This is a genomic window from Methylobacterium sp. 391_Methyba4 (genome assembly GCF_029691625.1).
In the GTDB taxonomy this organism is placed as follows: domain Bacteria; phylum Pseudomonadota; class Alphaproteobacteria; order Rhizobiales; family Beijerinckiaceae; genus Methylobacterium; species Methylobacterium fujisawaense.
Map to the genome: position 1 here is coordinate 2,385,557 of NZ_CP121475.1, position 25,701 is coordinate 2,411,257.

Consider the following 25,701-nt stretch of genomic DNA (forward strand, 5'->3'; position numbering starts at 1 on the left):
CCGGTCGGCATCTGAGGCCGCCCGGTGCTCACACCGTGGCGATCGGCGTCGTCGGCGAGCCCACCGCGCCGGGCAGGCGCAGCGGCGGGGCTGTGAGCAAAAAGCGGCTCCGTCCATGGGCGCGCAGCCACGCGGCCAGCGGCGTCAGGTGCCACAGTTCGCCGAGATTGACCCCGAGCTTGAACAGGCAGTGCTCGTGGAGCGGCAGCGTCGCGCAGCAGGCGGGACCGGGTCCCGCCGGGTAGGCCTCCACCGCGTAGTTGTCGGCGATCAGCGCGCAGAGCCCGGTTCGGGTGATCCAGTCGAGGAGGCGCGGGTCCCGCCCGTCGAGGCCGGCGCAGAGATTGTGGACCAGCTTCGGGTCCGGATCGCCGCCCATGGCGATCAGCCGCTCGGCAAAGCCCGTATGCAGGCAGACCATGTCGCCGGGCTCGATCACGACGCCATCGGCCTCCAGGATCCGGGCGAGCTGGTCGTAACCCACCTTGGTCTTGGCGTCGCCGAGATGGGCGCGCAGGTCGATCATCACGGCGCGGCCCTGCATGCCGGCCTCGGCCAAGCGCTCGATCCCGAGGCGCTTCGCCCGGGACGGCTGATCCGCCGCTTCCGGCGCGCTCGGACCGACGATGTCCCGGCCGCCGCGGAAGCCGTTGTAGTAGGTCGGCGTCGCGCCCGTGCCGTCCGCGTCGAACAGCGACCCGACATGGGCGAGCGAGTCCCACTGCGTCGAGTATTGCAGGTGGATCAGCGCCCGGTCGTCGCAGATCACGTCGGTGGCGCCGTCGACCTCCTCGCAGACCGGGAAGTTCATGTTCGGCCGGCCGTCGGCGCGGCGGGTCGGGGTGATCTGGGGCGGGTGGCGGCGCGGGTTCAGGACGTTGCCGCCCGGCAGGTCCAGCGGCAGGCTGAGGCAGAAGGTCAGGCCCGCGCGCACCTCGGCGACGCCCTGCAGCACCTTCTCGGGGGTGAGCAGGTTCAGGCGCCCCAGCTCGTCGTCGGGGCCGAAATCCCCCCAGGTCGAGCCCTCGGGCCGCCGGGTCCAGCGCAGGGTCATGCCTGTGGTCCCCCTGCCCGCGCCGGCCGCTTCCCGAGGCTCCAGGGCCGCGGTCCGGGGCGAACCCCGGCCGCGGCCGAGCGTGCGTTCCTCACCAGACTGTGCCCTTCTTCGAGGCCGCCGGGCCCGCGCTTCGCAGGGCCGCGGCGAGCCTAGGACGCGGCGGCGCGCCGCGATACCCCGGGCGGAAAACGACTCGGTGCAAACGTCACCGGCCGGTCCCGATCGGCCCCTTGTGATCCGTCGGAGCGCGGGTACAGTCCCTCCCCAAGCCCGCGAATATAAAATTCGGGCACTGGGATGAGGAAGCGCCGATGTCCGAGACCGTGCGCGCCGCCGCTCGGGTTGCCCCGATTCGGCGCATGCTGCCCGCGCTGATCGCGGCGGGGCTGGTCGCCGCCGGGCCCGTCCGGGCCGCGGATCCGATCAAGATCGGGGTGATCGCCGAGGCGCAGTCGGTCGCCGGGGCCTCGATCCCGCAGGCGGTCCAGCTCGCCGCCGACGAGATCAACGCCAAGGGCGGGATCGACGGGCGCCAGATCCAGGTCGTCACCTACGACGACAAGTCCTCCGCCTCCGACGCGGTCCGCGCCTTCCAGCGGGCGGTCTCCGAGGACAAGGTCAACGTCGTCATCGCCAGCTACATCTCGGAGGTCGTGCTGGCGCTGATGCCCTGGGCGGCGCGGCTCAAGACGCCGATGATCACGCCCGGCGCGGCCTCCAACGAGATCAGCGTGAACGTCCATAAGGACTACGCCCGGAACAAGTACACCTTCCACGGCTATCTGACCTCCCACGCCCTGGCGCAGGCGGTCTGCGACTCGGCCAAGGAGGTGCTGGTCGGGACGCTCAAGGCCAAGACCGCCGCGATCATGAGCGAGGACGCCGCCTGGACCCGGCCGCTCGACGCCGCCTACCAGGAATGCCTGCCGAAATCCGGGCTCAAGGTGGTGGAGCATGTCCGCTTCTCGCCGGACACGGGGGACTTCACGCCGATCTACAACAAGATCGAGGCGGCCAAGCCCGACCTGATCGTCACCGGCATCGCCCATGTCGGCGTGCAGCCGACCGTGCAGTGGCAGAATCAGCAGGTGCCGATCGCCATGACCGGCATCAGCGGCCAGGCGACCTCCTCGACCTTCTGGGCCAACACCAACGGCGGCACGCAGGGCGTGCTGTTCGACAGCGTGGCGCTGCCGGGCGTGGCGCTCACCGAGAAGACGATCCCGTTCTCCGAGGCCTTTACCAAGCGCTTCGGCGGGGCGCCTTCCTACGCGGGCTTCATGGCCTACGACGCCGTCTACTACACCGCGGAGGCGATCAAGCGGGCGGGCTCCACGGAGGCCGACAAGCTCGTCGAGGCCCTGGAGAAGACCGACTATGTCGGCACCGTCGGGCACCTGAAGTTCTACGGCAAGGACGACCCGTTCACCCACTCGATCCAGTACGGCCCCGGCCTGATGACCAGCGTCCTCGGCCAGTGGCAGAACGGCAAGCAGGTGGCGATCTGGCCGGCGGCGACCGCCAACGGGACCATGATCCTGCCCCCTGCGGTGAAGGCGGCGGTCCCGTAGGCGGACAGGGAGAGCGCGATGATCGGCCTCCAGATCCTCGTCGACGGTTTCGCGATCTCGGCCCTCTACGCCCTCGGCGCGATGGGCTTCACCCTGATCTTCGGGGTCTCGGGCGTCCTCAACCTGACCCACGGCGCCCTGATGGTCATGGCCGCGGTGGCGGCCTGGGCGGCCTCGGCCCTGTTCGGGCTCGGCTCCTATGCGGGCGCGGCGATCGGCGTGCTGTGCGGGCTCGCCGGCGCCCTCGTCACCTATTTCGCCGTCGTGGCGCCGATCGAGCGCAGCCGGGCGATCCCGCGCGAAGAGAAGGAAATCTTCGTGCTCACCGGCACGCTGCTCTGGGGGATCATGATCCAGGAGCTGGTGGCCTACTTCTTCACCGACAACCCGAAGACCGTGCTGCCGCTCATCGAGGGCGTGGTGGAGATCGCGGGCGTCCGCACGCCGAAGAACGAGCTCTTCACCGCGCTGATCTGCTGGGTGGTGATCGGGCTGCTCTGGCTGTTCGTGAACCGGGCGCGGGCCGGCAAGGTCCTGCTCGCCGCCTCCATGAACCCGCGCGGCGTCACGCTGCTCGGCCACGACATGGCGAAGATCTACGTCGCGGTCTGGGCGATCTACGGGCTTCTGGCCGGCATCGCCGGGGTGCTGCTCGGGATGTTCCTCGGGGTGTCTTCGTATTCGGTGGGGCCGCTCACCGCGAGCGCCTTCTCGATCGTGGTGCTGGGGGGCTTGGGGAGCGTCACCGGCTCGCTGATCGCCGCCTACGTGGTGGGCTACCTCGAGACCGCCACCGCCTACCTGATCTCGCCGGCCTACCGGGTCATCCCGGCGCTGCTGCTGCTCGTCGCCGTCATGTACCTGCGCCCGCAGGGCCTGCTGGGGCGGCGCTGATGGCGGTCCTCGAGATCAGAGTCTTCGCCGGGCGCGTGATGAACGCCCTTCCCTGTGCTGGCTCCCGGATTCGAACGGCGTGTGCGCCGCCGCGGCGGCCGCAAGACGAGACGCGGGTCCCCTCTCCCGTGCGGGAGAGGGACAGGGTGAGGGGCGTGCGGCGCCCGGAGAAGGCGGGACGCGAACGCGCGTCGAAGACGTGCTCCAGCCTGACGCGTCCCGTCCCTCACCCCAACCCTCTCCCGCACGGGAGAGGGGGCGCGTCGCGTTCCCTCATCAGCGTTGAAGCCCTGATCATCAATCCTGGTGCGGCTCATCCATGAAGCTCCTCACCACCCCCGGCTTCTGGATCGCGATCCTCGCCGTCGCGGCCGCCGCCACCCTCCCCTGGTATGTCTCCGGCTACATCCTGGGCCTGCTCACGATCGCCTACTATTTCGGCGTGTTCTCGATGGCCTGGGACCTCCTCTTCGGCTTCGCCGGCGAGGTGAATTTCGGCCCGACCTTCCTGATCGGGCTCGGGGCCTACGGCGCCGGCATCCTCAACAACCGCTACGAGCTGCCGATCCCCTACTGCCTCGCGGCCGGGACCGTGCTCGCCGTGGTCGGCGGCCTCGCCCTGGCGCTGCCGGCGCTGAAGGTCCGCGGCCCCTATTTCGGGCTGATCACCCTGGTGGCGGTGCTGCTCCTGCAGAACATGATCGTGGTCTTCTCCGGCCTCACCGGCGGCGAGATCGGCCTGACCGTCCCCGACGTCATCTCCATCGACGCCGACACCAATTACTGGCTGGCGCTCGGCTTCATGGCGGTCTCCGGCCTGATCCTCACGGCCATCGCCCGCTCGCCCGCGGGGCTGATCCTCCAGGCCGCCGGCCAGGATCCGGTGGTGACCGGGGCGCTCGGCTTCAACGTCGCCAAGCACAAGCTCGCGGCCTTCGCGGTGAGCGCCGCCTTCTCGGGCCTCGCGGGCGGGCTGGTGGTCTTCTACATGGGCACCGCCTCGGTGGGCACGCTGATCAACACGTCGGTGGGCGTGCAGGTGATCATCGCGGCGGTGCTCGGCGGCCGCCGCACCATCGTGGGCGCGGCGCTCGGCGCCGTGTTCCTGATCGCGGCGGGCGAATTGCTGCGCCCGCTCGGCGGGCTCTCGACCTTCGTGGTCTCGGCGGTGGCGCTGCTGGTGATCCTGTTCGTGCCCTCGGGGCTCCTCGGCCTCGCCTCCTTCCGGAGCGCCCGATGACCGTCGCCGTGGCACCCCCGCCGGCCGTGTCGCCCGTCCTGGCCGAGCCCTGCCTCACCGTGCGCGGCCTGACCAAGCGCTATGGCGGCCTCGTCGCCGTCAAGGAGGTCGATCTCGACCTGCGGCCCGGCGAGATCCTCGGCCTGATCGGCCCGAACGGCTCGGGCAAGTCCACCGTGATGAAGCTGATCATGGGGCTGGAGCGGCCGAGCGCCGGCTCGATCCGCCTCGACGGCGCCGAGATCGGCGGGATGCCGGCCCACCGGGTGGCGCGCTCCGGGATCGGCCTCGTGTTCCAGCACGCGCGGCCGCTCCAGCGGCAGACCGTGCTGGAGAACATCAGCCTCGCGCTCCTGCCCGACAGCCTGATCCGATTGGTCGCGGATCCCCACGTCGCGCGGCGCGCGAAAGAAATCGCCGAGCGCGTCGGCCTCGGCGCCGTGGTCGACCGGCGGCCCGGCACCCTGCCCTTCGCGGATCTGCGCCGGCTTGAGCTCGCCAAGGCCATCGCCCGCGATCCCCGGGTGGTGCTGGTCGACGAGCCCTTCGCGGGCCTGACCGGCGGCGAGGTCGCGGCCTTCTCCGAGCTGATCCGGGGGTTTCGCGACGAGGGCAAGGCCGTGCTCCTCGTCGACCACAACGTGAAGAGCGTCTCGGCCCTCGTGGACCGGGTGTTCGCCATGTATCTCGGCGAGCGCATCGCCGAGGGCTCGGCCGAGTCCGTGATGGCCGACCCGACCGTGCGCCGGGTCTATCTCGGCGGCAGCATCGAGACGGCGGCCCGGCCGGAAGCCGCGTTCAAGCCGGATTCGCTGCTGACCGTCGAGGGTGTCGACGTGCTCTACGGCAAGGCGCAGGCGCTCCGCGCCGCCTCGATCCACGTCCACGAGGGCGAGTTCGTCTCGGTGGTGGGCCTGAACGGCGCCGGCAAGACCACGTTGTTCAACGCCATTTCGGGCCTCGTGCCGCATACCGGCACGATCCGGTTCGACGGCCGGGATCTCGCGACGATGAAGCCCGCCGCCATCGCCCGGGCCGGCATCGTCCAGGTGCCCGAGACCCGCGAGCTGTTCGGTGACCTCAGCGTGCGCGAGAACCTCGACCTCGGCGGTCAGCATTTCCCCAAGGCCGAGAGCGCCAGGCAGCGCGACTGGCTCTACGAGCTGTTCCCGATCCTGAAGGCCCGCGAGACGCAGAGCGCCCGCACCCTGTCGGGGGGCGAGCAGCAGATGCTGACCATCGCCCGGGCGCTGATGATGCGGCCGCGCCTCCTGATCCTCGACGAGCCGACGCTCGGCCTTGCCCCGGTGATCCTGGAGCTGCTGTCGAAAGCCTTGGAGAAGCTGCGGCAGACCACGCCGATCACGGTCCTGCTCGGCGAGCAGAACGTCACCTTCGCGCTCCCGCACGCCGACCGGGTCTACGTGCTGGAGCAGGCGCGGATCGTCTGGGAGGGGCCGCCGCAGCGTTTCGCCAGCGAGATGGGATCGGCCTATCTGTGAGGGGTGGCGTGATCCGGGTCGATCAAGATCCACGTTCGATTCGGGTTGGAGCGCAGGTCCCCTCTCCCGTGCGGGAGAGGGACAGGGTGAGGGATCAGGTCTGTCCGGAGGCGGCGCGCCAGGGACGCGCGTCGCTGGGTTGCTTGATCCTGAGAGTTCTCGTCCCTCACCCCAACCCTCTCCCGCACGGGAGAGGGGGCCCGTCGCGCCGCGGGTGAAGGCAGTGGGACGGCGGGCAGCCGGCTCGCACAGCTTGGTGCGCTGGCCGGCAGGAAAACCCTAGGGAGCGGACACCGTGGACTTCAACCTCTCCCAGTCCCAGACGCACTGGCTGAACCGCGTCCGCGCCTTCATCGCCGCCGAGATCCTGCCGGCCACCGCCGCGGTCGCGGCCGAGCGGACGGAGAGCCGTGCCCCCTCGCCCACGATGGAGCGGCTGAAGGACCGGGCGAAGGCCGAGGGCCTGTGGAACCTGTTCCTGCCGCCCTCCCCCGAGCACGACACGGTGGAATACCGCGGCGCCGGCCTCACCAACCTCGATTACGCGCTCTGCGCCGAGGCGATGGGCCGGGTCGGGATCGCCTCGGAAGTCTTCAACTGCGCGGCGCCCGATACCGGCAACATGGAGGTGCTGCACCGCTACGGCAGCCCCGCCCAGAAGGAGGCGTGGCTCAGGCCCCTGATGGCCGGCGCGATCCGCTCGGCCTTCCTGATGACCGAGCCGGAGGTCGCCTCCTCGGACGCCACCAACATCGCGACGTCGATCCGCCGGGACGGCGACCACTACGTCATCGACGGCCGCAAGTGGTGGTCGACCGGCGTCGGCGACCCGCGCTGCAGGATCGCGATCCTGATGGGCAAGACCGACCCGGACGCCCCCCGCCACCGGCAGCAAACGCAGATCCTGGTGCCGATGGACACGCCGGGGGTGCGGGTGGAGCGGCTGCTGCCGGTCTTCGGCTACGAGGACGCCCCCAAGGGCCACGGCGAGGTGGTGCTGGAGCATGTCCGCGTGCCGGCCGGGAACTTGATCCTGGGCGAGGGCCGCGGCTTCGAGATCGCGCAGGGAAGGCTCGGGCCGGGCCGGATCCACCATTGCATGCGCACCATCGGGGCCGCCGAGGTGGCCCTGGAGGCCATGGCGCGCCGCCTCGTGTCCCGGGTCGCCTTCGGCAAGCGGATCTCCGAGCAGTCGGTCTGGGAGCAGCGGGTCGCGGAGGCGCGGATCGACATCGAGATGGCCCGCCTCCTCTGCCTGAAGGCCGCCGACATGATGGACAAGGTCGGCGCCAAGGGCGCCAAGCTCGAGATCGCCATGATCAAGGTCGCGGCGCCCCGGGTGGCGCTGAAGGTGATCGACGACGCGATCCAGGCCCATGGCGGGGCCGGCGTCTCGGAGGATTTCGGGCTCGCCAGGATGTACGCCCATATCCGCACCCTGCGGCTCGCCGACGGGCCCGACGAGGTCCACAACCGCTCGATCGCCCGGCTGGAATTCGGGCGCTACACCAATGCCCGCGAGGGCGCATGAGCGACGCGGATGTCTTCTCCGGCGTGAAGCCGGTCGAGCCGCGCCACCGGATCGACGAGGCGAAGCTCGCCGCCTGGATGGAGGGCCACGTCCGCGGCTACGCCGGCCCGCTCACCGTGCGGCAGTTCCGCGGCGGTCAGTCGAACCCGACCTACCGGCTCGACACGCCCGCCCAGGCCTACGTGCTCCGGCGAAAACCCTTCGGCCCGCTCCTCCCCTCCGCGCACGCGGTGGACCGCGAGTTCCGGGTGATCGGCGCCCTCTACGGCGAGGGTTTCCCGGTGCCGCGGCCCTTCGCGCTGTGCGAGGACCCGGACATCATCGGCGCGGCCTTCTACGTGATGGAGGCGGTGGACGGCGCGGTGCACTGGGACGGGGCGCTGCCGGGCCTCGATCCCCATGCCCGCCACCGCCACTACGCCGGCATGATCGCGACGCTCGCCCGCCTCCACGCCATCGACCCGGAGGCGGCGGGGCTCTCCGATTACGGCCGGCCCGGCAACTACTTCGCCCGGCAGGTCGACCGCTGGACCCGCCAGTACCGCGCCGCCGAGGACGGGCGCCTGGAGGACGTCGAGCGGCTGATCGCGTGGCTGCCTCGGACCGTGCCGGAGCAGCAGGGCGCCTGCGTGGTCCACGGCGATTACCGCCTCGACAACCTGATCTTTTCCCGCGACGGCGGCGTCAGCGCGGTGCTCGACTGGGAGCTGTCGACGCTCGGCGACCCGCTCGCCGATTTCAGCTACCTGCTGATGCAGTGGGAGTTGCCGGCCGACGGGCGCAGCGGGCTCGGCGGGCTCGACCTGCCGGCTTTGGGCATTCCCACACGGGACGAGGCGGTGGCGCTCTACTGCCGGGCGGCGGATCGGAAAAGCCTGCCCGACCTCGACTGGTACTTCGCCTACAACCTGTTCCGGCTGGTCGGCATCCTGCAGGGTGTGGCCGCCCGCGCCAAGGCGGGCAACGCCGCGAGCGAGCACGCCGCCGCCATGGCGGCACGCGTCCCGAAGCTTGCCGAAGCGGCCTGGGGCTTCGCCGAGCGGGCGGGGGCCTGAGCATGGAGTTTTCCGGCCGCGTCGTCGCCGTCACGGGGGCCGCCCGGGGCATCGGCCGGGCGCTCGCCGCGGCGGCCCGGGCCCGGGGCGCGACCGTGGTCGCCCTCGACCGCGACGGCGCCGGGGCTGAGGCCGTGGCGGTGGAACTCGGCGGACGGGCCTATGCCATCGACGTGGGTGACCCGGAGGCGGTCGCCGCTGCCCTCGCAGGCATCGAGGCCGGGATCGGTCCCATCGCGCTCTACTGCTCCAATGCCGGCATCCTGGAGCGCGACCCCGATCCGGAGCTGGCCACCTCCGCCGATCCGGAGAGCTGGGCGCGGTCGTGGTCGGTGAACGTGATGGGCCATGTCCACGCGGCGCGGGTTCTGGTCCCGCTCTGGCGCGCCCGAGGCGGGGGCGCGTTCCTCGGCACCGTCTCGGCGGCGGGGCTCTTGAGCCAGATCGGCAGCGCCACCTACTCGGCCACCAAGCACGCGGCGCTGGCCTTCCTGGAGCATCTCGCCATCGCCCATGCCGCGGACGGGATCCGGGTCGCCGCCCTGTGCCCGCAAGGCGTCGACACCGCCATGCTGGGGGCGGCCAGCGCCGCGTCGCGCGACGGCGTGCTGTCACCCGAGGCCGTCGCCGAGGCCGCCCTGGATGGGCTGGCATCGGGGCGCTTCCTGATCCTGCCGCACCCGCAGGTGGCCGAATACGCCCGCCGCCGGGCCGAGGATCCCGAACGGTGGCTTGCCGGCATGGCGCGCCTGCGCCGGTCGATGCGGGCGGGGGCGTGAGGATGGGCGGCGTCCGGAGACATCGTCGACAGCCGGATGGGGCGCTGGTCCCCTCTCCCGTGGGGGAGAGGGACAGGGTGAGGGATCGGGTCTTTCCGGACAGTGCGCACCCCTCACCCCAACCCTCTCCCGTGCGGGAGAGGGGGCGCGTCGCGACCGTCAGATCCCGCGGAACCAAGCTGGCGGGCGTGTCCGGCCCTGCGCAGCGCGGAGGCGAGCCATGTCCCTGTTCGACCTGACCGGCAAGGTCGCGCTCATCACCGGCTCCTCCCGGGGCATCGGGCGGGCGATCGCCCTGCGGATGGCCGAGCACGGCGCCCGGGTGGTGATCTCCTCGCGCAAGCGCGAAGCCTGCGACGCGGTGGTCGCCGAGATCGAGGCCGCGCACGGCGCCGGCCGCGCCGTGGCGATCCCGGCGAGCATCTCGGTGAAGGACGAGCTGGAAGCCCTGGTCACCGAGACCGAGGCGCGGCTCGGCCCGGTGGACGTGCTGGTCTGCAACGCCGCCAGCAATCCCTATTACGGGCCGCTGGCCGGCATCTCCGACGCGCAGTTCCGGAAGATCCTCGAGAACAACGTCCTGGCGAACCACTGGCTGATCCAGAGGGTCGCCCCCGGCATGGTGGCGCGGCGGGACGGCGCGATCGTCATCGTCTCCTCCATCGGGGCGCTCAAAGGGTCGCCGGTGATCGGCGCCTACAACGTCTCGAAGGCCGCCGACCTCCAGCTCGCCCGCAACTACGCGGTGGAGTACGGGCCCGCCAACGTGCGGGTGAACTGCCTCTGCCCGGGGCTGATCCGCACCGATTTCGCCCGGGCCCTGTGGGAGGATCCCGAGATGCTGGCCGCCACCACGGACGCCGCGCCCCTGCGCCGGATTGGCGAGCCCGACGAGATCGCCGGCGCCGCCGTGTTCCTGGCCTCCGCGGCGGGCCGGTTCGTGACCGGTCAGGCACTGGTCATCGACGGCGGCGTGACCATCGCCCGATGAGTCTCGACCCCCGCATCCCCGCCGGCTGGCCTTCCCTGCCCTTCCGCGAGGCCGAGGCGCGGCTCACCGCCCCGGGCGCACCCTTCGCCATCGCCACGGTGCCGATCCGGGGCGTGCCGACCCGGATCTGGGAGAAGGCCCCGCCGACCCTGCGCGACCTGTTCCGGATCGCCCGGGGGCACGGAGAGAAGACCTTCGTTGTCTATCAGGACGAGCGCGTGACCTTCACGGGCTTCGCCCGCGCCGCCACCGCCCTGGCGCGGGCCCTGGTGGAGGCCGGCCTGCGCAAGGGCGACCGGGTCGCCATCGCGCAGCGCAACCTGCCCGAATGGCCGGTGAGCTATTTCGGCGCCCTGCTCGCCGGGGCGATCGCGACGCCGCTCAATGCGTGGTGGACCGGGCCCGAGCTCGCCTACGGCCTGCAGCATTCGGGCGCGCGGGTGCTGATCGCCGACGGCGAGCGCTTCGCCCGGCTCGCCCCGCATCTGGGCGAATGCCCGGCCCTGGAGCGGGTCCTCACCACCCGGATGGAGCCGGACCCCCGGGCGACGCCGCTCGCCGAGATCGTGGGGCCGGTCCGGGACTGGGCCGCCCTGCCCGACCTGCCCCTGCCCGACATCGCTCTTGGTCCGGAGGACGACGCGACGCTGTTCTACACCTCGGGCACCACCGGCAAGCCCAAGGGGGCGGTCGGCACCCACCGGGCGGCCGCCACGACGGTGATGGCCTATCCCTACTCGGCGGCGCGCAGCGCCCTGCGCCGGGGCGAGAGCCCGCCCAAGCCCGACCCGTCCGCGCCGCAGCGGGCGGCGCTGCTGGTGATCCCGCTGTTCCACGTCACCGGCTGCCACGCGAGCCTCGGGGCGGCGCTCTACGGCGGCCACCGGCTGGTGATGATGCACCGCTGGGACGCGAACGCGGCCCTCGACCTGATCGAACGGGAGGGCTGCACCAGCGCGGGCGGCGTCCCGACCATCGCGTGGCAGCTCGCCACCGCCGCCCGGGAGGCCGGACGGCCGCTGCCGAGTCTCGAGGGCGTCACCTATGGCGGGGCCCCGGCCGCCGGCGACCTCGTGCGAACGCTCGGCGAGGCCTTGCCGAAGGTCGTCCCCGGGACCGGCTGGGGCATGACCGAGACCTCGGCGACCTTCACCCATCACCAGGGCGAGGATTACCTCGCGCATCCCGAGTCCTGCGGTCCGCCCCTGCCGGTCTGCGAGGTGCGGATCGTCGACCCCCTCGGGGACGTGCTGCCGCCGGGCACGGTCGGCGAGCTCTGCGTGAAGGGCCCCAACGTGGTCCGCGGCTACTGGGACGACCCGACGGCCACCGCCGAGGCCCTCTCCGAGGGCTGGCTGCGCACCGGCGACCTCGCCCGCGCCGACGACGAGGGGTTCCTGACCATCGTCGACCGGATCAAGGACATGCTGATCCGCGGCGGCGAGAACATCTATTGCTGCGAGGTCGAGAACGCCCTCTACGCCCATCCGGACGTGATCGACGCCGTGGTGCTGCCGGTGCCCCATCCGACCCTCGGGGAGGAGCCGGGCGCCATCGTGGTTCTGGCGGAGGGGTCGAGTGCCGACGCCTCGGAGATCCGCGCCTTCGCGGCCGCGCGGCTCGCGGCGTTCAAGGTCCCGGTGCGGATCGTGATCCGGGACGAACTCCTGCCGCGCAACCCCGCCGGGAAGATTCTGAGGGCCCCCCTGCGGGCGGTGTTCGCAGGCGTGTCAGATCAGAACGGCTCACCCTCTGGGTCCGGGCGGTAGACCCGCAGGGTCCGGCCGTCGGGGAACTGCACCGTCCGGCGGCGGACCACGACGTAGCCGGCGGCCTGCGCGCTGCTCAGGCGATCGAGGCGGTCGTCGGTGTCGTCCGGCGCGTAGCCGTACCCATAGCCCGGCCCGTAATTGTAGGCGCGGTAGCGCGCGTAGCCCTCAGGCGGAGGCGGGGGCGCTGCCGCGGCGATCTGCGGGCCGCTGCGGATCATGCGGGCCGGCGCCGCGGTGATGCGGGCCCGGCGCGGCGCGGCGGCGAACCGCTTGGCGGTCGATGATGGGCCGCGTGCCGCCTTCCGCTCCGGCTCGCGCCGCGCCGCGACGGCCGTCCGTTTGGCGGGCGTCGGCCGGGCCTTCGTCGCCGCCGCGGGGGTCGAGGCGGCCGTTGCCGGCGCCGCCGCCTTCTGATCCGCGGCCGGCGCCTTTTCGGTGGCCGGTTTGTGGGCCGGTGGGTCCGTCCAGGTCGTGGCCACGGATTCGGCGGATGCGCCGCCCAGGCCGAGGGCCAGGATGAGGGCGGCGAGGCTCGTTCGCGCACCGTGCAACATGGTGCCCTCCTGAAATCGCGGCGTTCCCGACTGATCCGCTAGGCGATGCAACAATAGATCGAACTGCCGCACAGGGGAATTCCGTCGCTGCATTTCCATGAAGATCGTCGAAGCACGTTTAATACCGATGACGCTCCGCTCGGGCGATCCGTGTCGGGGCGATCCGTGTCGGGGCGATCCGTGTCGGGGCGGTCGCGGTCCTGCCGACCGGGAGCCGCTGCCGGACCGGCGCCATCGGAGCCTGCCGATCGATGACGGATCCTGCGGCCGGACAGGCTCGCGCTCGTGGCGCAGACCGGACTGATCGTCGGGCCGACCGCCTGCTCGCCCCTGCGGCCGGACACGGGCTGCTTCAGGCGGGTACACTACAGCGTGACCGGACAGCCGTGAACAGTTGAGTTGCTGTCCCGTCTCGAATAGAATTAGATACTAATCTATGTAAATTTACTGAGATAGGCTGCTTTCACGGGGCGCCTCTCGACATCCGCCCTCATGGTTCCGGCTCTCGGTCGCGAATTTTTGCGATTTACTAACCCGATCGCGCGAAAGTGGCCCGATGCAGCGCCGACGGCGACCCTGTTCCGGCAGGCTGCAGGCGTCCTCTTCCGGTGCTCGGATGATTCCCAACCAGACCAGCCGCCCGTCCGCCGACCGTGCCGTGCCGTGGCACAGTCTCGCCAACCTCAAGCTCCGCCACAAGCTGGCGGCCGTGATGGTCCTGGTGCTCGTGGCCATCGGCGCCCTGAGCGCGCTGAGCTACGTCGACATGCGCAGCTCGGCGCTCGAGGATCGCGCCCTGATGACGAAGCGCCTCACCGAGGTCGCGCAGAGCCTGCTCGGCCATTACGAGGCGCAGGCCACCGCGGGCCAGATGCCCCTCGCCGAGGCGCAGAAGGTGGCCCTCGCGGCGATCACCGCCCTGCGCTTCGGCAGCGAGGACTACTTCTTCGTCCTCGATGCCCAGGGTCACCTGATCGCCAACGCCTTCAACGCCAAGAACGTCGGCAAGCGGGTGGTGGACCAGACCGACGTCCCCGGCGGAAAGCGCTACTTCGCCGAGATGGTCGAGACCGCCACGCGCGACGGCTCCGGCTTCGTCGACTACATGAAGCCGCGCGCCGGCGGGTCCGTGGCGGTGGAGAAGGTCGCGAGCGTGCAGATGTTCAAGCCGTGGGGCTGGATCGTCGCCACCGGCCTGTACCGGGACGATGTCCACGCGGCCGTGCGCGACCGGGCGGTCACCATCGCCGTCTGGTCCGCCGGCCTCGCCCTGCCGATCCTGGCGCTGCTCCTCCTCGTCGGCAACAGCCTGGCGCGTCCGATCACCCGCCTGACCGCGGCGATGCGCGGCCTCGCGGACGGCGATCTCGCGGTGACGGTCGATGACCAGCGGCGCGGCGACGAGGTCGGCGCCATGGCCCGCGCGGTCCAGGTGTTCAAGGACGCCCTGATCGCCAAGCGCGCGGCCGACGCGGCCGCCGTGGCGGAGAACGACGCGAAGATGCGCCGCGCCCAGATGCTGGACGCGATCACCGCCCGGTTCGACACGCAGGTCGGCGCGCTGACGCAGGGGCTGTCCTCGGCCGCGGTGGAGATGGAGGCCACCGCCCGGGAGATGACGCGCACGGCCGCGCGGACCACCGACCAGTCCGTGCGCGTGGCCGCTGCCTCCGAGCAGACGTCGAGCAACGTGCAGACCGTGGCGGCGGCCAGCGAGGAGATGGCCGCCTCGATCCACGAGATCGCGGCCCGCGTCGCCCAGTCCTCCGCGATGGCCGACCGGGCCAGCACGGATGTGACCCAGACGAACGCCCTGATGCAGGTGCTGTCCCGCGGCACCGACCAGATCAGCGAGGTGATGGGCCTGATCGCCGGGATCGCCGGGCAGACCAACCTGTTGGCCCTCAACGCCACCATCGAGGCGGCGCGCGCCGGCGAGGCCGGCAAGGGCTTCGCCGTGGTGGCGGGCGAGGTGAAGGCGCTCGCTTCGCAGACGGCCCGGGCGACCGAGACCATCGCGGCGCAGATCGCGGCCATACAGACCGAGACGCGGCAGGCGGTCGAGGCGATGCGGACGATCGGGGGCACGATCGACGAGATGCGCACGGTGGCGCTCAGCGTGGCCGCCGCCATGGAGGAGCAGGGCGCGGCCACCAGCGAGATCGTCCGGAACGTCACGCAGGCGGCGCAGGGCACGCAGGCGGTGAGCACCGATATCGCCGACGTCCGGCAGGCGGCCCGCGACACCGGGACGGCCTCCGGACAGGTCCTGAGCGCCGCGCAGGAACTGGCCCGCTACTCGGCGAGCCTCGGCGAGGAGGTCACGACCTTCCTCGCCGCCGTCAAGGCCGCCTGACGGGCATCAGGCGCCGCCGCCCCGCCGGCCCGGCGGCGCCTCATGCGATCCCGTCGATCGCCACCTGCAGATGCTCGGGCCCGCGGAGCGCCGCGCCCGACCGGTAGGGCGGCGGGTCCTCGATCAGCCGGGGCGCCTTGAGCCGGCGGGCAAGCGCGGTCAGCGCCGCCTCGGCCTCGAACCGGGCAAGGGGCGCGCCGACGCAGTAATGCAGGCTGCCGCCGAAGCCGAGATGGCGGAGTCCGGCGCGGTCGGGGTCGAACCGGTCGGGATCCGGGAAGACGGCCCCGTCGCGGTTGCCGGAGGCCAGCAGCAGCACGAGGTCGGCGCCCTCGGGGATCGTCACGCCCGCGATGTCGATGGCCGAGAGCGTCCGCCGCGTCCGGAACTGCACCGGCGGCTCGTAGCGCAGCAGTTCCTCGATCAGCCGCGGGGCCCGGAGCGGATCCTGCCGCAGGCGCTCCAGTTCGTCGGGATGTCGCAGCAGGGTCAGCAGGCCGTTGGTGATCAGGTTCACGGTGGTCTCGTGGCCGGCCACCAGCATCAGGATCGAGGTGGCGATCAGGTCGTAATCGCCCATCTTCACCCCGGCCGGGGTCGCGTGGTTGGCAAGCCCCGACAGCATGTCGTCCCCCGGGTGCTTCCGCTTGTCCTTGATCAGGTCGGCCATGTAGCCGCCGATCGCGTCGAAGGTCCGGCTGTTCTCGGCGCGGATCTCGGGATCGGACAGGCTGTCGGGCTCCAGCGCGGTGGCAAGCTGCGTCGCCCAGCCGTGGAACTTCGGCTCGTCCTCCCGGGGCACGCCGAACAGCTCGCAGATCACCGTCACGGGCAGCGGGTAGGCGAGGTCGTCGACCGCATCGATCTCCCGGGCGCCGCATTTCTCGTCGAGCAGATCGGCGACCAGCCGGTCGGAGCGGGCGCGCATCGCCTGAACGCGCTCCCGGCTGAACTGGTGCATCACCGCCGAGCGCAGGGCATCGTGGTCCGGCGGGTCGCGGAAGATGAAGACCCGGTGCCGGTCCATCATCCAGTCCTTGAGCGGCTTCACGATCAGGTCGGTGAGGGGGTTGCCGGTACGCGGCCGATCGGCTGGGGGCAGGGTCTCGGAGCTGACCCGCGGGTCCTGCAGCAGGCTGGCGATGGTGCCGTGGGTCGCCGCAACCCAGGTGCCCTCCTCGGTGCCGTCGTCCTGGCGCGAGACGGGGTTCTCCCGCAGCCGCGCATAGATCGGATAGGGATTCGGCCGGTTGGCGAAATCCTTGACCTGATTGAGGAGGGTGGCGTCGGGCATGCGGTTTCCTTAGGGCAAGCCCGGCTCGAGGATCGTGACGGCCTTCGGCCGGTCGGTCGCGGCGCCGCGTGGCGGGAACGGGGCCCGGGCGGCGACCAGCTCGGCATGGGCCGGCAGCCAGCGGGCGGAATCCACCGAGACCGCCGCGATGCAGCGTCCTTCGCGGCCGTAGAGGGCGACGAAGCGGCCGGCGGCCGCATCGCCCTGCGTGATCGCCACGGCGTCGGCGCCCTCGGTCAGACCCGCGGATTTCACCACGAGGTCTCCTTGCGTCGACCAGAAGGTCGGCAGGGCGCCGTAGGGCACCTCGGGTCCCGCGCCGGCGAGCAGCCGGCCGGCATGGATGCCCTGCGCCACCGCGTGGCTCCAGTGCTCCAGGGCGACGCGCCGGCCCCCGTAGAGGGGATGGGGAAAGCGCGCCACGTCGCCGGCGGCGGCGATGTGCGGATCGGGCTGTCCGTCGGTGTCGAGGACATAGCCGTGCGCGTCGCAATCGACCCCGCCGCAATCCGCAGACAGGCCGGACCCTTCGAGCCAGTCGGTGTTGCGCACCGCGCCCAGGGCGATGACGGCGATGTCGGTCGCGATGCTGCCGCCGTCGACCAAGTGGGCCCGCACCAGCCGGCCGCCCTCCGCCTCCAGCCACTCGACTTCGCTGCCGCAGCGCACCGCGACCCCGTGGCCCGCGTGGATCGCGCCGATCAACCCCCCGACGGTGCTGCCGAGCACGCGGGACAGGGGCGTCGGGCCGGGCTCGACCAGGGTGACGGGAAGGCCGAGCTGCCGGCACAGGCTCGCGACCTCGCAGCCGATGAAGCCCGCGCCGATCACCAGAACGTGCCTCGGGCCGGCGGCCAGGGCGCGCCGCAAGGCGGCGGCATCGTCCCGCCCGCGCAGGGTGAAGACGCCGGAGAGCCGGCCCTCGTGGGGGTTCGGCCACGGCCGGGCGCGGGTGCCGGTGGCGATGAGCAGGCGATCGTACGGGAGGGCACGCCCGTCGGCGAGGTGGACCGTGCGGGCTTGCCGATCGAGGCTCACGGCCGCCGTGCCGAGCTGCCAGTCGGCCGCGAGGCCGTGGCGTCCCGGCAGCGTCGTCGCGTCGGCCGCGACGGCACCGGTCAGGACATGCTTCGACAGCGGCGGCCGGTCGTAGGGAGGATGGGGCTCGTCGCCGACGATGGTGAGCGGGCCGGAGAACCCCGCCGCGCGCAGGGACTCGGCACCGCGCAGGGCCGCGAGGCCGGCGCCCACGATCAGGGCCCGCCCGGGGGGCTGCGCCATCAGGCGCCCCGCTCCGGATCCTCGACCCGGATCGCCTGGACCGGACAGGCGGCGCGCGCCCGCTCGATGTCGTCCCGGTCCTGCGCGGCGGGCGCGGGATCGTAGAACAGGGCCTCGTGCCCCTCGATGCGGAAGTGCCGCGGCGCCGCGTAGCAGCACTGGGCATAGGCTTGGCACAGGTTGAGATCGACGCTCACCCGCAGGCCGGACGGGGGACCGGAAGACGCATCGGCAGAGGGGGACATGGCGAGGCAACCGCGGGCGGGCGCTGCGGGTTCCGCGGGCCGTCGTCGCGGCCCGATTCGCCCGACCCTGGACGCCGATGCCTGGCAGCCTCTGGCTGCGTGGAGACGGCGGCCGCCCCCTTCATCAGGCCGCGCCGGTGGGGACGTACCCTGGGCCCGCCGCATCGGCGCCCCGTCAGGGGATCGCCGTCCGCGGCCGATGCCGCGCCTCAGCGCCCCCCGGCCACCCTTGCCCGGTGCCGCGTCGCCGCGGCCATCCCGAAGGCCTCGAACAGGGCGCGGTTGAGCGGGTTGGTCGCCGGATCGTGCTCGGCGTGCCACTGGACGCCGAGGGCGAAGCCCGCCGCGTCGCGGACGCGGATCGCCTCGACCGTCTCGTCCTCGGCGACCCCCTCGATCACGATCCGTCCGCCCGGTTCGAGGATGCCCTGGCCGTGCAGGGAGTTCACCCGGATCGTCTCGCGTCCGAGGAGACGGGCGAAGGCGCCTCCGGGCGTCAGGCGGACCTCGTGACGGTCGGCGAAGATCACCTCCAAGTCCGGATGGATCTCGCCGTTCGGGAGGCGCGGCATGCGGTGGTTGAGCCGGCCCGGCAGGTCGCGGATCTCCGGGTGCAGGCTGCCCCCGAAGGCGACGTTCATCTCCTGAAAGCCGCGGCAGATGCCGAACAGCGGCACCCCGCGTGCCACGCAGGCCTCGATCAGCGGCAGAGCCACGGCGTCGCGGTCCTCGTCGTAGGGCTCGTGCGCCGCGCAGGGCTCGGTGTTGAACCGGGTCGGGTGGACGTTGGCGCGGCCGCCCGTGAGCAGGATGCCATCCACGGTATCGAGGAGGTCGCCGAGGTCGGTGATCGCCGGGGCGGCGGCGAACATCAGCGGCAGGGCTCCCGCCACCGCGGCCACCGCCCGCATGTTGTTCTCGCCGACGATCTGCGCCGGAAACCGATTGTCGATCAGGCGGGCATTGCCGATGACGCCGATCACGGGTCTCGCCATCGTCCCGGCTGCTCCTTGTGCTGGCTAATTGTGCTGTCTAAGCGGCAGGCCCTTGCGGCCCGCGGCAGGCTCTACGACCCACGCAAGGCCGACGCCAGTCCCGTCCGGGTCACGGCGGCGACAGAAGGCCCGCGTCCAAAGCCTCCGCGCGCAGCACCTCGGCCACGCGCTCCGGCGCCTCCTCGTGCGCGAGGTGGCCGAGACCCCGGATCAGGCGGACGCGGGCGTCGGGCAGGCGGTCACGCAGGGCGAAGGCGGTGTCCGGCAGGATGGCCCTGTCGTCGCCGCCGACGATCAGCACGGTCCGGGTCGCGAGGCCGGGCAGCGCCCGGTGCAGGCCGGCCAGATCCCAGTTCGCCATCATCCCCAGCGCACCGCGGACATGGCCGGCCCGGGCGAAGAGCCGCCGGTAGAGATCGACGCCCTCCGGGTCGAGGCGCGAGCCGGTCCCCTCGATCAGCCGCTTGGCCGCGGCGCGGTCCGCCGTCCAGGCGAAGATCTTCGGGGTGAGCGGGTTGAGGAACAAGAGCCGCGCCATGCCGGGGAACAGCAGATTGGCCGCCCCCGGCAAGGGCGCCAGGGCGCCGTTGAAGGCCGCCAGCAGCCGCGGGGCGATGGCGCCGTCGAGGCACATCCGTGCCAGCACGGCCGCACCGGCCGAGTGGCCCGCCGCCAGGACGGGCGGCCGGCCGAGCGCCGCCACGAGGCCCGCCACGGCCCGGGCCATGCCGGGCAGGGACAGGTCGGCGTCGGGCAGGGGATCCGTGAAACCGTGACCCGGCAGGTCCGGGGCGATGACGCGGAAGTCACGGGCGTGGAGCGGCGCCAGCCCGCGCCAGGAATGCGTGGCCGCCCCCGTCCCGTGCAGGAGCAGCAGCGTCGGGGCATCCGGGGACCCGAATTCCTGGACGTGCCAGCGCAGGCCCGCCGCCTCCACGAAGCGGCTGGCCTCCCGATGGGGCCAGTCGCGACCCTCCACGGCCCAGTCCGGTCGGTCGGTCGCGACGCCGGTCAACATGCGTCCGCATCCCGCAATGCGGCATGACCGGAGAGGCCGGAGGGGCCAGAGGCGGCGGCGGTGCTATCGTTCATGGCCGGAAGTATTTCGTAGCACTGCATAATCCTATGCGGCGGCCGCATGCCACCGGTGAGAGGAAGCGGATTGCTGCGCCGCAACAACGGCGGCATATCACGGGCGAGCAAGAGCAACACGCGTCCCCGGACTTTGGAGAAGGCCATGATCCTGTTCACCTCCTCGACCCAGAACATCGCCGCCCCGGTCTCCGGCGGCTGGAGCCTCAAGGCCGTCATCCGCGAGATGCTGAACTCGTGGCTCGCCCATCACCAGCGCCTCGCCGACAGCGGCATCGGCGGCGACCTCTGAGACCCCCGCCCCGGGGCTGAAGAGCGGGGCGCTCAGAGCGCCGCCCGCACCGCTGCGCTGAGCTGACCGGCCTCGGCCCGCGGCAGCTTCAGGTAACGGGCGCCCATCGCGTCCGCCACCGCCCGGGCGTCCTCGCCCCGGGTCCCCGTATCGACCACCAGGGCCGCCAGCCCGGCCGCCCGCAAGGTGCGGGCCGCCTGCAGGGCCTCCGCGCCCGCCCGGGCTCGTCCCCCCTCCCCCGACCGGGCGACGTTGGCGCGCCCGTCGGTCAGCAGCACGATCGCCGGCCGGCTGCCGCCGCGGCGCACGCCCAGCGCCACCGCGACCGCGGCATCGATCCCCGCCGCGAGCGGCGTGCCGCCCCCGCCGGGCAGCCCCGAGAGCCCGCGCTTGGCCCGGGTGAGCGAGCGGGTCGGCGGCAGCACCAACTCCGCGCCGGTGCCGCGGAACGCCACCAGCGCCACCCGGTCGCGCCGGACATAGGCCTCGGCCAGCAGCAGCTCGACCGCGCCCTTGGCTTCGGCCAGCCGCTCCAGGGCGGCCGAGCCCGAAGCATCGACACAGAACACCGTGGTGGTCTCGGTCCGCTGCTTGAGGATCCGGATCCGCAGATCGTCCCGCCGCACCACGATGCGGCGCGTCTCCTCCCCCGTGCGCCGCAGGGCCTGCCAGGGCGCGGCCGTTCGCAGGGTGGCGAGCAGGTCCAGGCGTCCCCGCCGCGGATCGCCCCGCCGGCAGCCCACCGGGCGCCCGGTGCGGGCGGCCGCCGCCTGCCCCACCCGGCCGGACTTCGCGGCCGTGAGCCGCCGACCCCCCGCCAGCAACTGGTCGAGGAGGTTCGGCGGTATGGCGGCGCGCACCGCCTCCAGCACGACGTCGTCGGGGGTTTCCGCGGCGGACGGATCCGTCGTCTCCGCCCTGGGCTGCTCCTGAGGCGCGTCCGCGGGTGGCGCCTCGGCGGTCTCGGGGCGCGGCTCTTCCGGTGCGGGCAGGCGCGTGGCGCGCGGCGCCAGGACGAGGCGCCCGGCCGCGACGATCTCTGCCCGGCCGATCGGCCCGTCGCCCGCGAGGGCGCGCGCGACCCGCACCGCCAGGATCGGGCCGCGCAGCGACGCGATCCCGAAGGCCTCGGCCAGGGCGCAGAGGCTCCCGACCGGATCGGGCTCCGGAGCGTCCGAGACGGGTTCCGGCTCAGCCGGGGGAGGCTCCGCGAGGCCGTTCAGGTCGATCCGGAAGGCGAGGCGATCGGCCAGCGCCTCGGCCACCGTCTCGTCCGCCTCGCCCTCGTCGAGGAGGATCAGGCCGAATCGGGCCGGCCGGTCCACCGCGGTGCCGGCATCCAGGGCGGCCGCGAGGCGGGACGCGGTGCCGGCCGGCAGGCGCTCGGCCATGGGGACGACGACGATCCCGCCATCGGCCTCCGCCAGCAGACCGGCCCGCGCGATGGGGCGGCCCGCCGCCAGGGTCGCGGCGAGATCCAGGCCGCCGAGCAGGCTGTCGTCGCCGATGCCGGGCGGCAGTCGCCGCCAGGGCGTTCCGGAGGGCAACGCGGCCCGCAGGGTCTCGAGCCAGCGCTCGCGCTCCGGTCTGGCAGGGGCGCGGACCACCGCGCCACCGAGCCCATGCGGGTCGGCGGCGAGGAGCCGGGCGGCGCGATGCGCGTCGGTCCAGGGATGCGACGCGCTGAAAAGCCTGTCCTGCAGAGGCGCGTCCTCGCCCTGGGCCGCCGGTTCGGCCTTCCCGGGACGCGACGCGACGCCCCCTGTCTCCCGTGCGGAAGAGGGTCGGGGTGAGGGAGGAGACCTTTCCGGATCGGGCACGTCCGTCACCCTGTCCCTCTCCCGCACGGGAGAGGAGACCCGCGCGCCATCCCGACCCGGTCGGGCGCGGTCCGTCCGGTCCACGACAGGCGGACCGGCAGCGCGACAGTCACGAAAACATCTCCGCCAGCGCCCGCTCCACCCGGGCGGTGGATCCGGATTCGTCCAGCGGGTTGCGGCGCAGCCGGTGGCGCAGGGCGGCCGGGGCGATGCGGCGGAGGTGGTCGTCGGTAACGGCTCCGGCGCCATCGAGGGCCGCGAGCGCCCGGGCGGTCCGCATCAGGGTCAGCTCGCCGCGCAACCCGTCCGTGCCCAGGGTGAGACAGAGCTGCGCCGCGCGCTCCAGGGCGGCATCCGGCACGGTGACCGACGGCAGGCGCTCCCGCGCCAGCAGGAGTCGCTTTCGAATCGCGGCCTCGTCCCGGGCGCGGGCGGCGCAGAAGCCCTCCGGGTCGCGCTCGTAGGCGTCGCGGGCACGCACCACCGCGATGCGGGTCGGGATGTCCTTCGGGGTCACGACCTCGCAGGCCAGCCCGAACCGGTCGAGGAGCTGCGGGCGCAATTCGCCCTCCTCCGGGTTGCCGGATCCGACCAGCACGAACCGCGCCGGATGGCGCAAGGACAGGCCCTCGCGCTCGACGGTGTTGACGCCGGAGGCCGCCACGTCGAGCAGCAGGTCGACGAGGTGGTCCTCGAGCAGATTCACCTCGTCGATATACAGGAAGCCGCGATTGGCCCGGGCGAGCAGCCCCGGCTCAAAGGCCTTCACGCCTGCGCCGAGCGCCCGCTCCAGATCGAGGGTGCCGACCACGCGGTCCTCGGTGGCGCCGAGCGGCAGGTCCACCACCGGCACCGGTGTCTTGTGACTCTTTCGCGGGCCGCCTTCCGCGCAATGCGGGCAGGATGCGGCCGGGCTGTCGGGGTCGCAATTGTAGGGGCAGCCGGCCACCGCCCGCATCGGCGGCAGCAGGGCGGCCAGCGCCCGGATCGCCGTGGACTTGCCGGTGCCGCGGTCGCCGAAGACCAGCACGCCGCCGACGGACGGGTCCACCGCCGCGATCAGCAGCGCCTGGCGCATCTCGTCCTGGCCGACGATGGCCGAGAAGGGGAAGGTGGGCACGGGGCTCTGGCTCTGGCTCCTCTCCTCCCCGCTTGGGGAGGAGCCGGAGATGGGGGGTGCAGGATGGGTCGAGGCGGTGCCGTCTGCACCACCCCCACCCCTACCCCTCTCCGCAAGGGGGAGGGAAGAGCGCCTTACTCCGCCGCCTTCTGCCGAAGCCCGATCCGCCCCCAAATCGTGGTCAGGGCCTCGACGAGACGGGCGATGTCGGCATCCGTGTGCAGCGGCGACGGGGTGATCCGCAGGCGTTCGGTGCCGCGGGCCACCGTCGGGTAGTTGATCGGCTGCACGTAGATGCCGAACTCGTCGAGCAGGGTGTCGGAGATCCCCTTGCACAGCACCGGGTCGCAGACCATCACCGGCACGATGTGGCTGTCGTTGGGCATGGTCGGGATGTCGGCGGCCTCCAGCGCCTGACGGACCTTCGCCACGCGCTCTTGGTGCCGGGCGCGCTCTTCGCCGCTCGTCTTCAGGTGGCGGATCGACGCCGCCGCGCCCGCCGCCACCGCGGGTGGCAGGGAGGTGGTGAAGATGAAGCCCGACGCGAAGCTGCGCACGAAGTCGCAGAGCTTCTCCGAGGCCGTGATGTAGCCGCCGTGCACGGCGAACGCCTTGCCCAGCGTCCCCTCGATCACGTCGAGCCGGTGGGCGACGCCGTCCCGCTCCGAGATGCCGCCGCCGCGGGCGCCGTAGAGGCCGACCGCGTGGACCTCGTCCAGGTAGGTGAGTGCCCCGTGGGCCTCGGCCACGTCGCAGATCTCTCCAATGGGGGCGATGTCGCCGTCCATCGAGTACACGGATTCGAACGCCACGAGCTTCGGTCGGGCCGGATCGACCAGGGCGAGCTTGCGGTTCAGGTCCTCCGGGTCGTTATGACGAAAAATGTGTCGCTCGGCGCGGGAGAACCGGATGCCCTCGATCATCGAGGCGTGGTTCTCGGAATCGGAGAAGACCGCGCAGTTCGGCAGGCGTGAGGCCAGGGTCCCGAGCGCCGCCCAGTTCGACACGTAGCCGGAGGTGAACAGCAGGGCCGCCTCCTTGCCGTGGAGGTCGGCGAGCTCGCGCTCCAGGAGCACGTGGTAGTGGTTGGTGCCCGAGATGTTGCGGGTGCCGCCGGCGCCAGCGCCGCAGCGGTCGATCGCCTCATGCATCGCGCCGGTCACGGCCGGGTGCTGGCCCATGCCGAGATAGTCGTTGGAGCACCACACCGTCACGGGACGCGTGCCGCCGGCATGGTGGTGCGTGGCGTGCGGGAAGTTGCCCGCGTGGCGTTCGAGGTCGGTAAAGACCCGGTAGCGCCCCTCCCGGTGGAGCCCGGCGATCTCAGCCCCGAAGAAGGTCTCGTAGTCCATGTCGCCTCTCCCCGAACAAATCCTGCGGGTTGATCCCGCCTGTGACACCGGACTTCGCACAAGACCAGTTCCAGATTGGTGGACGTGCGTCGCCCGTTCGTGATCCCTCGGCCTACACGTGATCCGGCGGTCCGGCCGCTTCCCCGGGCGCCCGGGCCGGCAGGCTCCAGCGCCACAGCTCCGCCGAGGGCAGCGGCAGCATCAGGAACCAGTGCTCCAGGGTGGCGAGCGCCGTGAGCGTCGCCAGGACCGTGAGGCCGATCAGCTCGTGCTCCAGCAGGTCCGGCCCCAGGGCCGCGCGTCCGAGCAGCGCCGCCGCGATGGTCCCCAGGCTCACGGAGACCGGAAACAGCAGGTTCATCGGCTTCCGGGACAGGTAGCAGGCGAGGTAGCCGAGATGGTCCGGGAGGAACTCGGCGTGGAGGTTGCGCACCCCCAGGAACAGGTTGAGCCGCGCCGAGAGGTTCATCACCACCAGGGTGCCGTAGGTCCACAGGGCGAAGCGGTTGGGGCTGCCCCAGACCAGGGCCAGGACCGCCAGACCCCCGATCACGATGGCGAATTCGTGCCACAGGCTCGTGGCGAGCGCCGCGAGGAACCGGTCGAACCCCCGCACCCCCGGCGCGCAGGCGGCCGGCTTGGGGCCGGACAGGAAGCCCATGTAGTAGCTCATTTCCTGCCAGCCCCAGACGACGAGCGCCGCCGTGAAGGCCGTGTAGGCCCCCGTGGCACTCGTGTCCGCGGCGCTGGACCGGATCGCCAACAGGGCGCCCGCGAGCAGCAGCGTCGCCCCGGCCATGCTCCACGCATGCGTCCGCCGCGGGGCGTGGTCGAGCAGCAGGATCAGCCCGGTAGAGAACCACCAGAGCAGGACCGCGTAGACCACCGGGGCGGCGTAGGTCCCCATG

Annotated in this window: 22 protein-coding genes; 11 read left to right on the forward strand and 11 right to left on the reverse strand. The window is 72.4% G+C overall.

Annotated features, from left to right (window positions below):
- Positions 1-28: 28 nt before the first annotated feature.
- Entirely contained in the window at positions 29-1,054 is a 1,026-nt protein-coding gene (locus P9K36_RS11050) for a cyclase family protein (protein ID WP_043757012.1), read from the reverse strand.
- 314 nt (positions 1,055-1,368) lie between these two features.
- Here P9K36_RS11050 and P9K36_RS11055 point away from each other — a divergent pair, with 314 nt between their 5' ends.
- From P9K36_RS11055 to P9K36_RS11095, 9 genes are all read left to right on the forward strand, one after another.
- Positions 1,369-2,628: an ABC transporter substrate-binding protein gene (locus tag P9K36_RS11055; protein WP_043386830.1), complete on the forward strand. Its 1,260-nt coding sequence runs from the start codon at positions 1,369-1,371 to the stop codon at positions 2,626-2,628.
- Positions 2,629-2,646: 18 nt separating this feature from the next.
- On the forward strand, positions 2,647-3,522 hold the full coding sequence (locus tag P9K36_RS11060; RefSeq protein ID WP_043386828.1) for a branched-chain amino acid ABC transporter permease: 876 nt from the start codon (positions 2,647-2,649) through the stop codon (positions 3,520-3,522).
- A 319-nt stretch (positions 3,523-3,841) separates the two neighbouring features.
- Positions 3,842-4,762 carry a branched-chain amino acid ABC transporter permease gene (locus P9K36_RS11065; protein WP_043345981.1) on the forward strand — a complete coding sequence of 307 codons (921 nt, stop codon included), beginning with the start codon at positions 3,842-3,844 and terminating at the stop codon, positions 4,760-4,762.
- Positions 4,759-6,264, forward strand: a complete 1,506-nt coding sequence (locus P9K36_RS11070; protein ID WP_043386826.1) for an ATP-binding cassette domain-containing protein — start codon at positions 4,759-4,761, stop codon at positions 6,262-6,264. Before P9K36_RS11065 ends, P9K36_RS11070 begins: the two co-directional genes overlap by 4 nt.
- A gap of 295 nt (positions 6,265-6,559) precedes the next feature.
- Complete coding sequence (locus P9K36_RS11075; protein ID WP_043383145.1) at positions 6,560-7,795, forward strand: acyl-CoA dehydrogenase family protein; 1,236 nt, start codon at positions 6,560-6,562, stop codon at positions 7,793-7,795.
- Positions 7,792-8,850, forward strand: a complete 1,059-nt coding sequence (locus tag P9K36_RS11080; RefSeq protein ID WP_043353020.1) for a phosphotransferase family protein — start codon at positions 7,792-7,794, stop codon at positions 8,848-8,850. The genes P9K36_RS11075 and P9K36_RS11080 overlap by 4 nt, the downstream gene beginning before the upstream one ends.
- A 2-nt stretch (positions 8,851-8,852) precedes the next feature.
- Complete coding sequence (locus tag P9K36_RS11085) at positions 8,853-9,629, forward strand: SDR family NAD(P)-dependent oxidoreductase (protein WP_043757017.1); 777 nt, start codon at positions 8,853-8,855, stop codon at positions 9,627-9,629.
- Between the two features lie 220 nt (positions 9,630-9,849).
- A complete protein-coding gene (locus tag P9K36_RS11090) occupies positions 9,850-10,620 on the forward strand; it encodes an SDR family oxidoreductase (RefSeq protein WP_043757020.1) in 771 nt (256 codons plus the stop codon).
- Positions 10,617-12,389 (forward strand): class I adenylate-forming enzyme family protein, encoded by a 1,773-nt coding sequence (locus tag P9K36_RS11095; RefSeq protein ID WP_043757023.1) that lies wholly within the window; start codon positions 10,617-10,619, stop codon positions 12,387-12,389. Before P9K36_RS11090 ends, P9K36_RS11095 begins: the two co-directional genes overlap by 4 nt.
- On the opposite strand, the gene P9K36_RS11100 is transcribed toward P9K36_RS11095, so the two are convergent.
- Positions 12,356-12,946 (reverse strand): hypothetical protein, encoded by a 591-nt coding sequence (locus P9K36_RS11100; RefSeq protein WP_043757028.1) that lies wholly within the window; start codon positions 12,944-12,946, stop codon positions 12,356-12,358. The genes P9K36_RS11095 and P9K36_RS11100 overlap by 34 nt on opposite strands.
- Before the next feature lie 658 nt (positions 12,947-13,604).
- Here P9K36_RS11100 and P9K36_RS11105 point away from each other — a divergent pair.
- The gene (locus tag P9K36_RS11105) at positions 13,605-15,302 is read left to right on the forward strand and encodes a methyl-accepting chemotaxis protein (RefSeq protein WP_278307096.1); all 1,698 of its coding nucleotides are present in this window, start codon (positions 13,605-13,607) and stop codon (positions 15,300-15,302) included.
- A gap of 40 nt (positions 15,303-15,342) precedes the next feature.
- On the opposite strand, the gene P9K36_RS11110 is transcribed toward P9K36_RS11105, so the two are convergent.
- From P9K36_RS11110 to bchO, 5 genes are all read right to left on the reverse strand, one after another.
- Positions 15,343-16,596 carry a cytochrome P450 gene (locus tag P9K36_RS11110; protein WP_111474002.1) on the reverse strand — a complete coding sequence of 418 codons (1,254 nt, stop codon included), beginning with the start codon at positions 16,594-16,596 and terminating at the stop codon, positions 15,343-15,345.
- A 9-nt stretch (positions 16,597-16,605) separates the two neighbouring features.
- A complete protein-coding gene (locus P9K36_RS11115; protein ID WP_111474001.1) occupies positions 16,606-17,877 on the reverse strand; it encodes an FAD/NAD(P)-binding oxidoreductase in 1,272 nt (423 codons plus the stop codon).
- Positions 17,877-18,122: a ferredoxin gene (locus P9K36_RS11120; protein ID WP_111474000.1), complete on the reverse strand. Its 246-nt coding sequence runs from the start codon at positions 18,120-18,122 to the stop codon at positions 17,877-17,879. Before P9K36_RS11120 ends, P9K36_RS11115 begins: the two co-directional genes overlap by 1 nt.
- 209 nt (positions 18,123-18,331) lie before the next feature.
- Positions 18,332-19,117 (reverse strand): gamma-glutamyl-gamma-aminobutyrate hydrolase family protein, encoded by a 786-nt coding sequence (locus P9K36_RS11125; protein ID WP_043757034.1) that lies wholly within the window; start codon positions 19,115-19,117, stop codon positions 18,332-18,334.
- Between the two features lie 109 nt (positions 19,118-19,226).
- Entirely contained in the window at positions 19,227-20,135 is a 909-nt protein-coding gene (bchO, locus tag P9K36_RS11130) for an alpha/beta fold hydrolase BchO (RefSeq protein ID WP_043383113.1), read from the reverse strand.
- A 219-nt stretch (positions 20,136-20,354) separates the two neighbouring features.
- Here bchO and P9K36_RS11135 point away from each other — a divergent pair, with 219 nt between their 5' ends.
- A complete protein-coding gene (locus P9K36_RS11135; protein ID WP_164706391.1) occupies positions 20,355-20,501 on the forward strand; it encodes a hypothetical protein in 147 nt (48 codons plus the stop codon).
- A gap of 32 nt (positions 20,502-20,533) precedes the next feature.
- On the opposite strand, the gene P9K36_RS11140 is transcribed toward P9K36_RS11135, so the two are convergent.
- From P9K36_RS11140 to puhE, 4 genes are all read right to left on the reverse strand, one after another.
- On the reverse strand, positions 20,534-22,204 hold the full coding sequence (locus P9K36_RS11140) for a magnesium chelatase subunit D (protein WP_278307281.1): 1,671 nt from the start codon (positions 22,202-22,204) through the stop codon (positions 20,534-20,536).
- Between the two features lie 226 nt (positions 22,205-22,430).
- A complete protein-coding gene (gene bchI, locus P9K36_RS11145) occupies positions 22,431-23,441 on the reverse strand; it encodes a magnesium chelatase ATPase subunit I (RefSeq protein WP_053608298.1) in 1,011 nt (336 codons plus the stop codon).
- Between the two features lie 134 nt (positions 23,442-23,575).
- Positions 23,576-24,793 carry a 5-aminolevulinate synthase gene (gene hemA / locus P9K36_RS11150; protein ID WP_043383104.1) on the reverse strand — a complete coding sequence of 406 codons (1,218 nt, stop codon included), beginning with the start codon at positions 24,791-24,793 and terminating at the stop codon, positions 23,576-23,578.
- A 112-nt stretch (positions 24,794-24,905) separates the two neighbouring features.
- Complete coding sequence (puhE, locus tag P9K36_RS11155) at positions 24,906-25,700, reverse strand: putative photosynthetic complex assembly protein PuhE (protein WP_043383101.1); 795 nt, start codon at positions 25,698-25,700, stop codon at positions 24,906-24,908.
- Between the last annotated feature and the right edge of the window lies 1 nt (position 25,701).

Bases quoted from the DNA above. Each gene is read 5' to 3' on its own strand.
- P9K36_RS11050 (WP_043757012.1), bottom strand. From the start codon at position 1,054: ATGACCCTGCGCTGGACCCGGCGGCCCGAGGGCTCGACCTGGGGGGAT.
- P9K36_RS11055 (WP_043386830.1), top strand. From the start codon at position 1,369: ATGTCCGAGACCGTGCGCGCCGCCGCTCGGGTTGCCCCGATTCGGCGC.
- P9K36_RS11060 (WP_043386828.1), top strand. From the start codon at position 2,647: ATGATCGGCCTCCAGATCCTCGTCGACGGTTTCGCGATCTCGGCCCTC.
- P9K36_RS11065 (WP_043345981.1), top strand. From the start codon at position 3,842: ATGAAGCTCCTCACCACCCCCGGCTTCTGGATCGCGATCCTCGCCGTC.
- P9K36_RS11070 (WP_043386826.1), top strand. From the start codon at position 4,759: ATGACCGTCGCCGTGGCACCCCCGCCGGCCGTGTCGCCCGTCCTGGCC.
- P9K36_RS11080 (WP_043353020.1), top strand. From the start codon at position 7,792: ATGAGCGACGCGGATGTCTTCTCCGGCGTGAAGCCGGTCGAGCCGCGC.
- P9K36_RS11085 (WP_043757017.1), top strand. From the start codon at position 8,853: ATGGAGTTTTCCGGCCGCGTCGTCGCCGTCACGGGGGCCGCCCGGGGC.
- P9K36_RS11090 (WP_043757020.1), top strand. From the start codon at position 9,850: ATGTCCCTGTTCGACCTGACCGGCAAGGTCGCGCTCATCACCGGCTCC.
- P9K36_RS11095 (WP_043757023.1), top strand. From the start codon at position 10,617: ATGAGTCTCGACCCCCGCATCCCCGCCGGCTGGCCTTCCCTGCCCTTC.
- P9K36_RS11100 (WP_043757028.1), bottom strand. From the start codon at position 12,946: ATGTTGCACGGTGCGCGAACGAGCCTCGCCGCCCTCATCCTGGCCCTC.
- P9K36_RS11110 (WP_111474002.1), bottom strand. From the start codon at position 16,596: ATGCCCGACGCCACCCTCCTCAATCAGGTCAAGGATTTCGCCAACCGG.
- P9K36_RS11115 (WP_111474001.1), bottom strand. From the start codon at position 17,877: ATGGCGCAGCCCCCCGGGCGGGCCCTGATCGTGGGCGCCGGCCTCGCG.
- P9K36_RS11120 (WP_111474000.1), bottom strand. From the start codon at position 18,122: ATGTCCCCCTCTGCCGATGCGTCTTCCGGTCCCCCGTCCGGCCTGCGG.
- P9K36_RS11125 (WP_043757034.1), bottom strand. From the start codon at position 19,117: ATGGCGAGACCCGTGATCGGCGTCATCGGCAATGCCCGCCTGATCGAC.
- bchO (WP_043383113.1), bottom strand. From the start codon at position 20,135: ATGTTGACCGGCGTCGCGACCGACCGACCGGACTGGGCCGTGGAGGGT.
- P9K36_RS11135 (WP_164706391.1), top strand. From the start codon at position 20,355: ATGATCCTGTTCACCTCCTCGACCCAGAACATCGCCGCCCCGGTCTCC.
- hemA (WP_043383104.1), bottom strand. From the start codon at position 24,793: ATGGACTACGAGACCTTCTTCGGGGCTGAGATCGCCGGGCTCCACCGG.
- puhE (WP_043383101.1), bottom strand. From the start codon at position 25,700: ATGGGGACCTACGCCGCCCCGGTGGTCTACGCGGTCCTGCTCTGGTGG.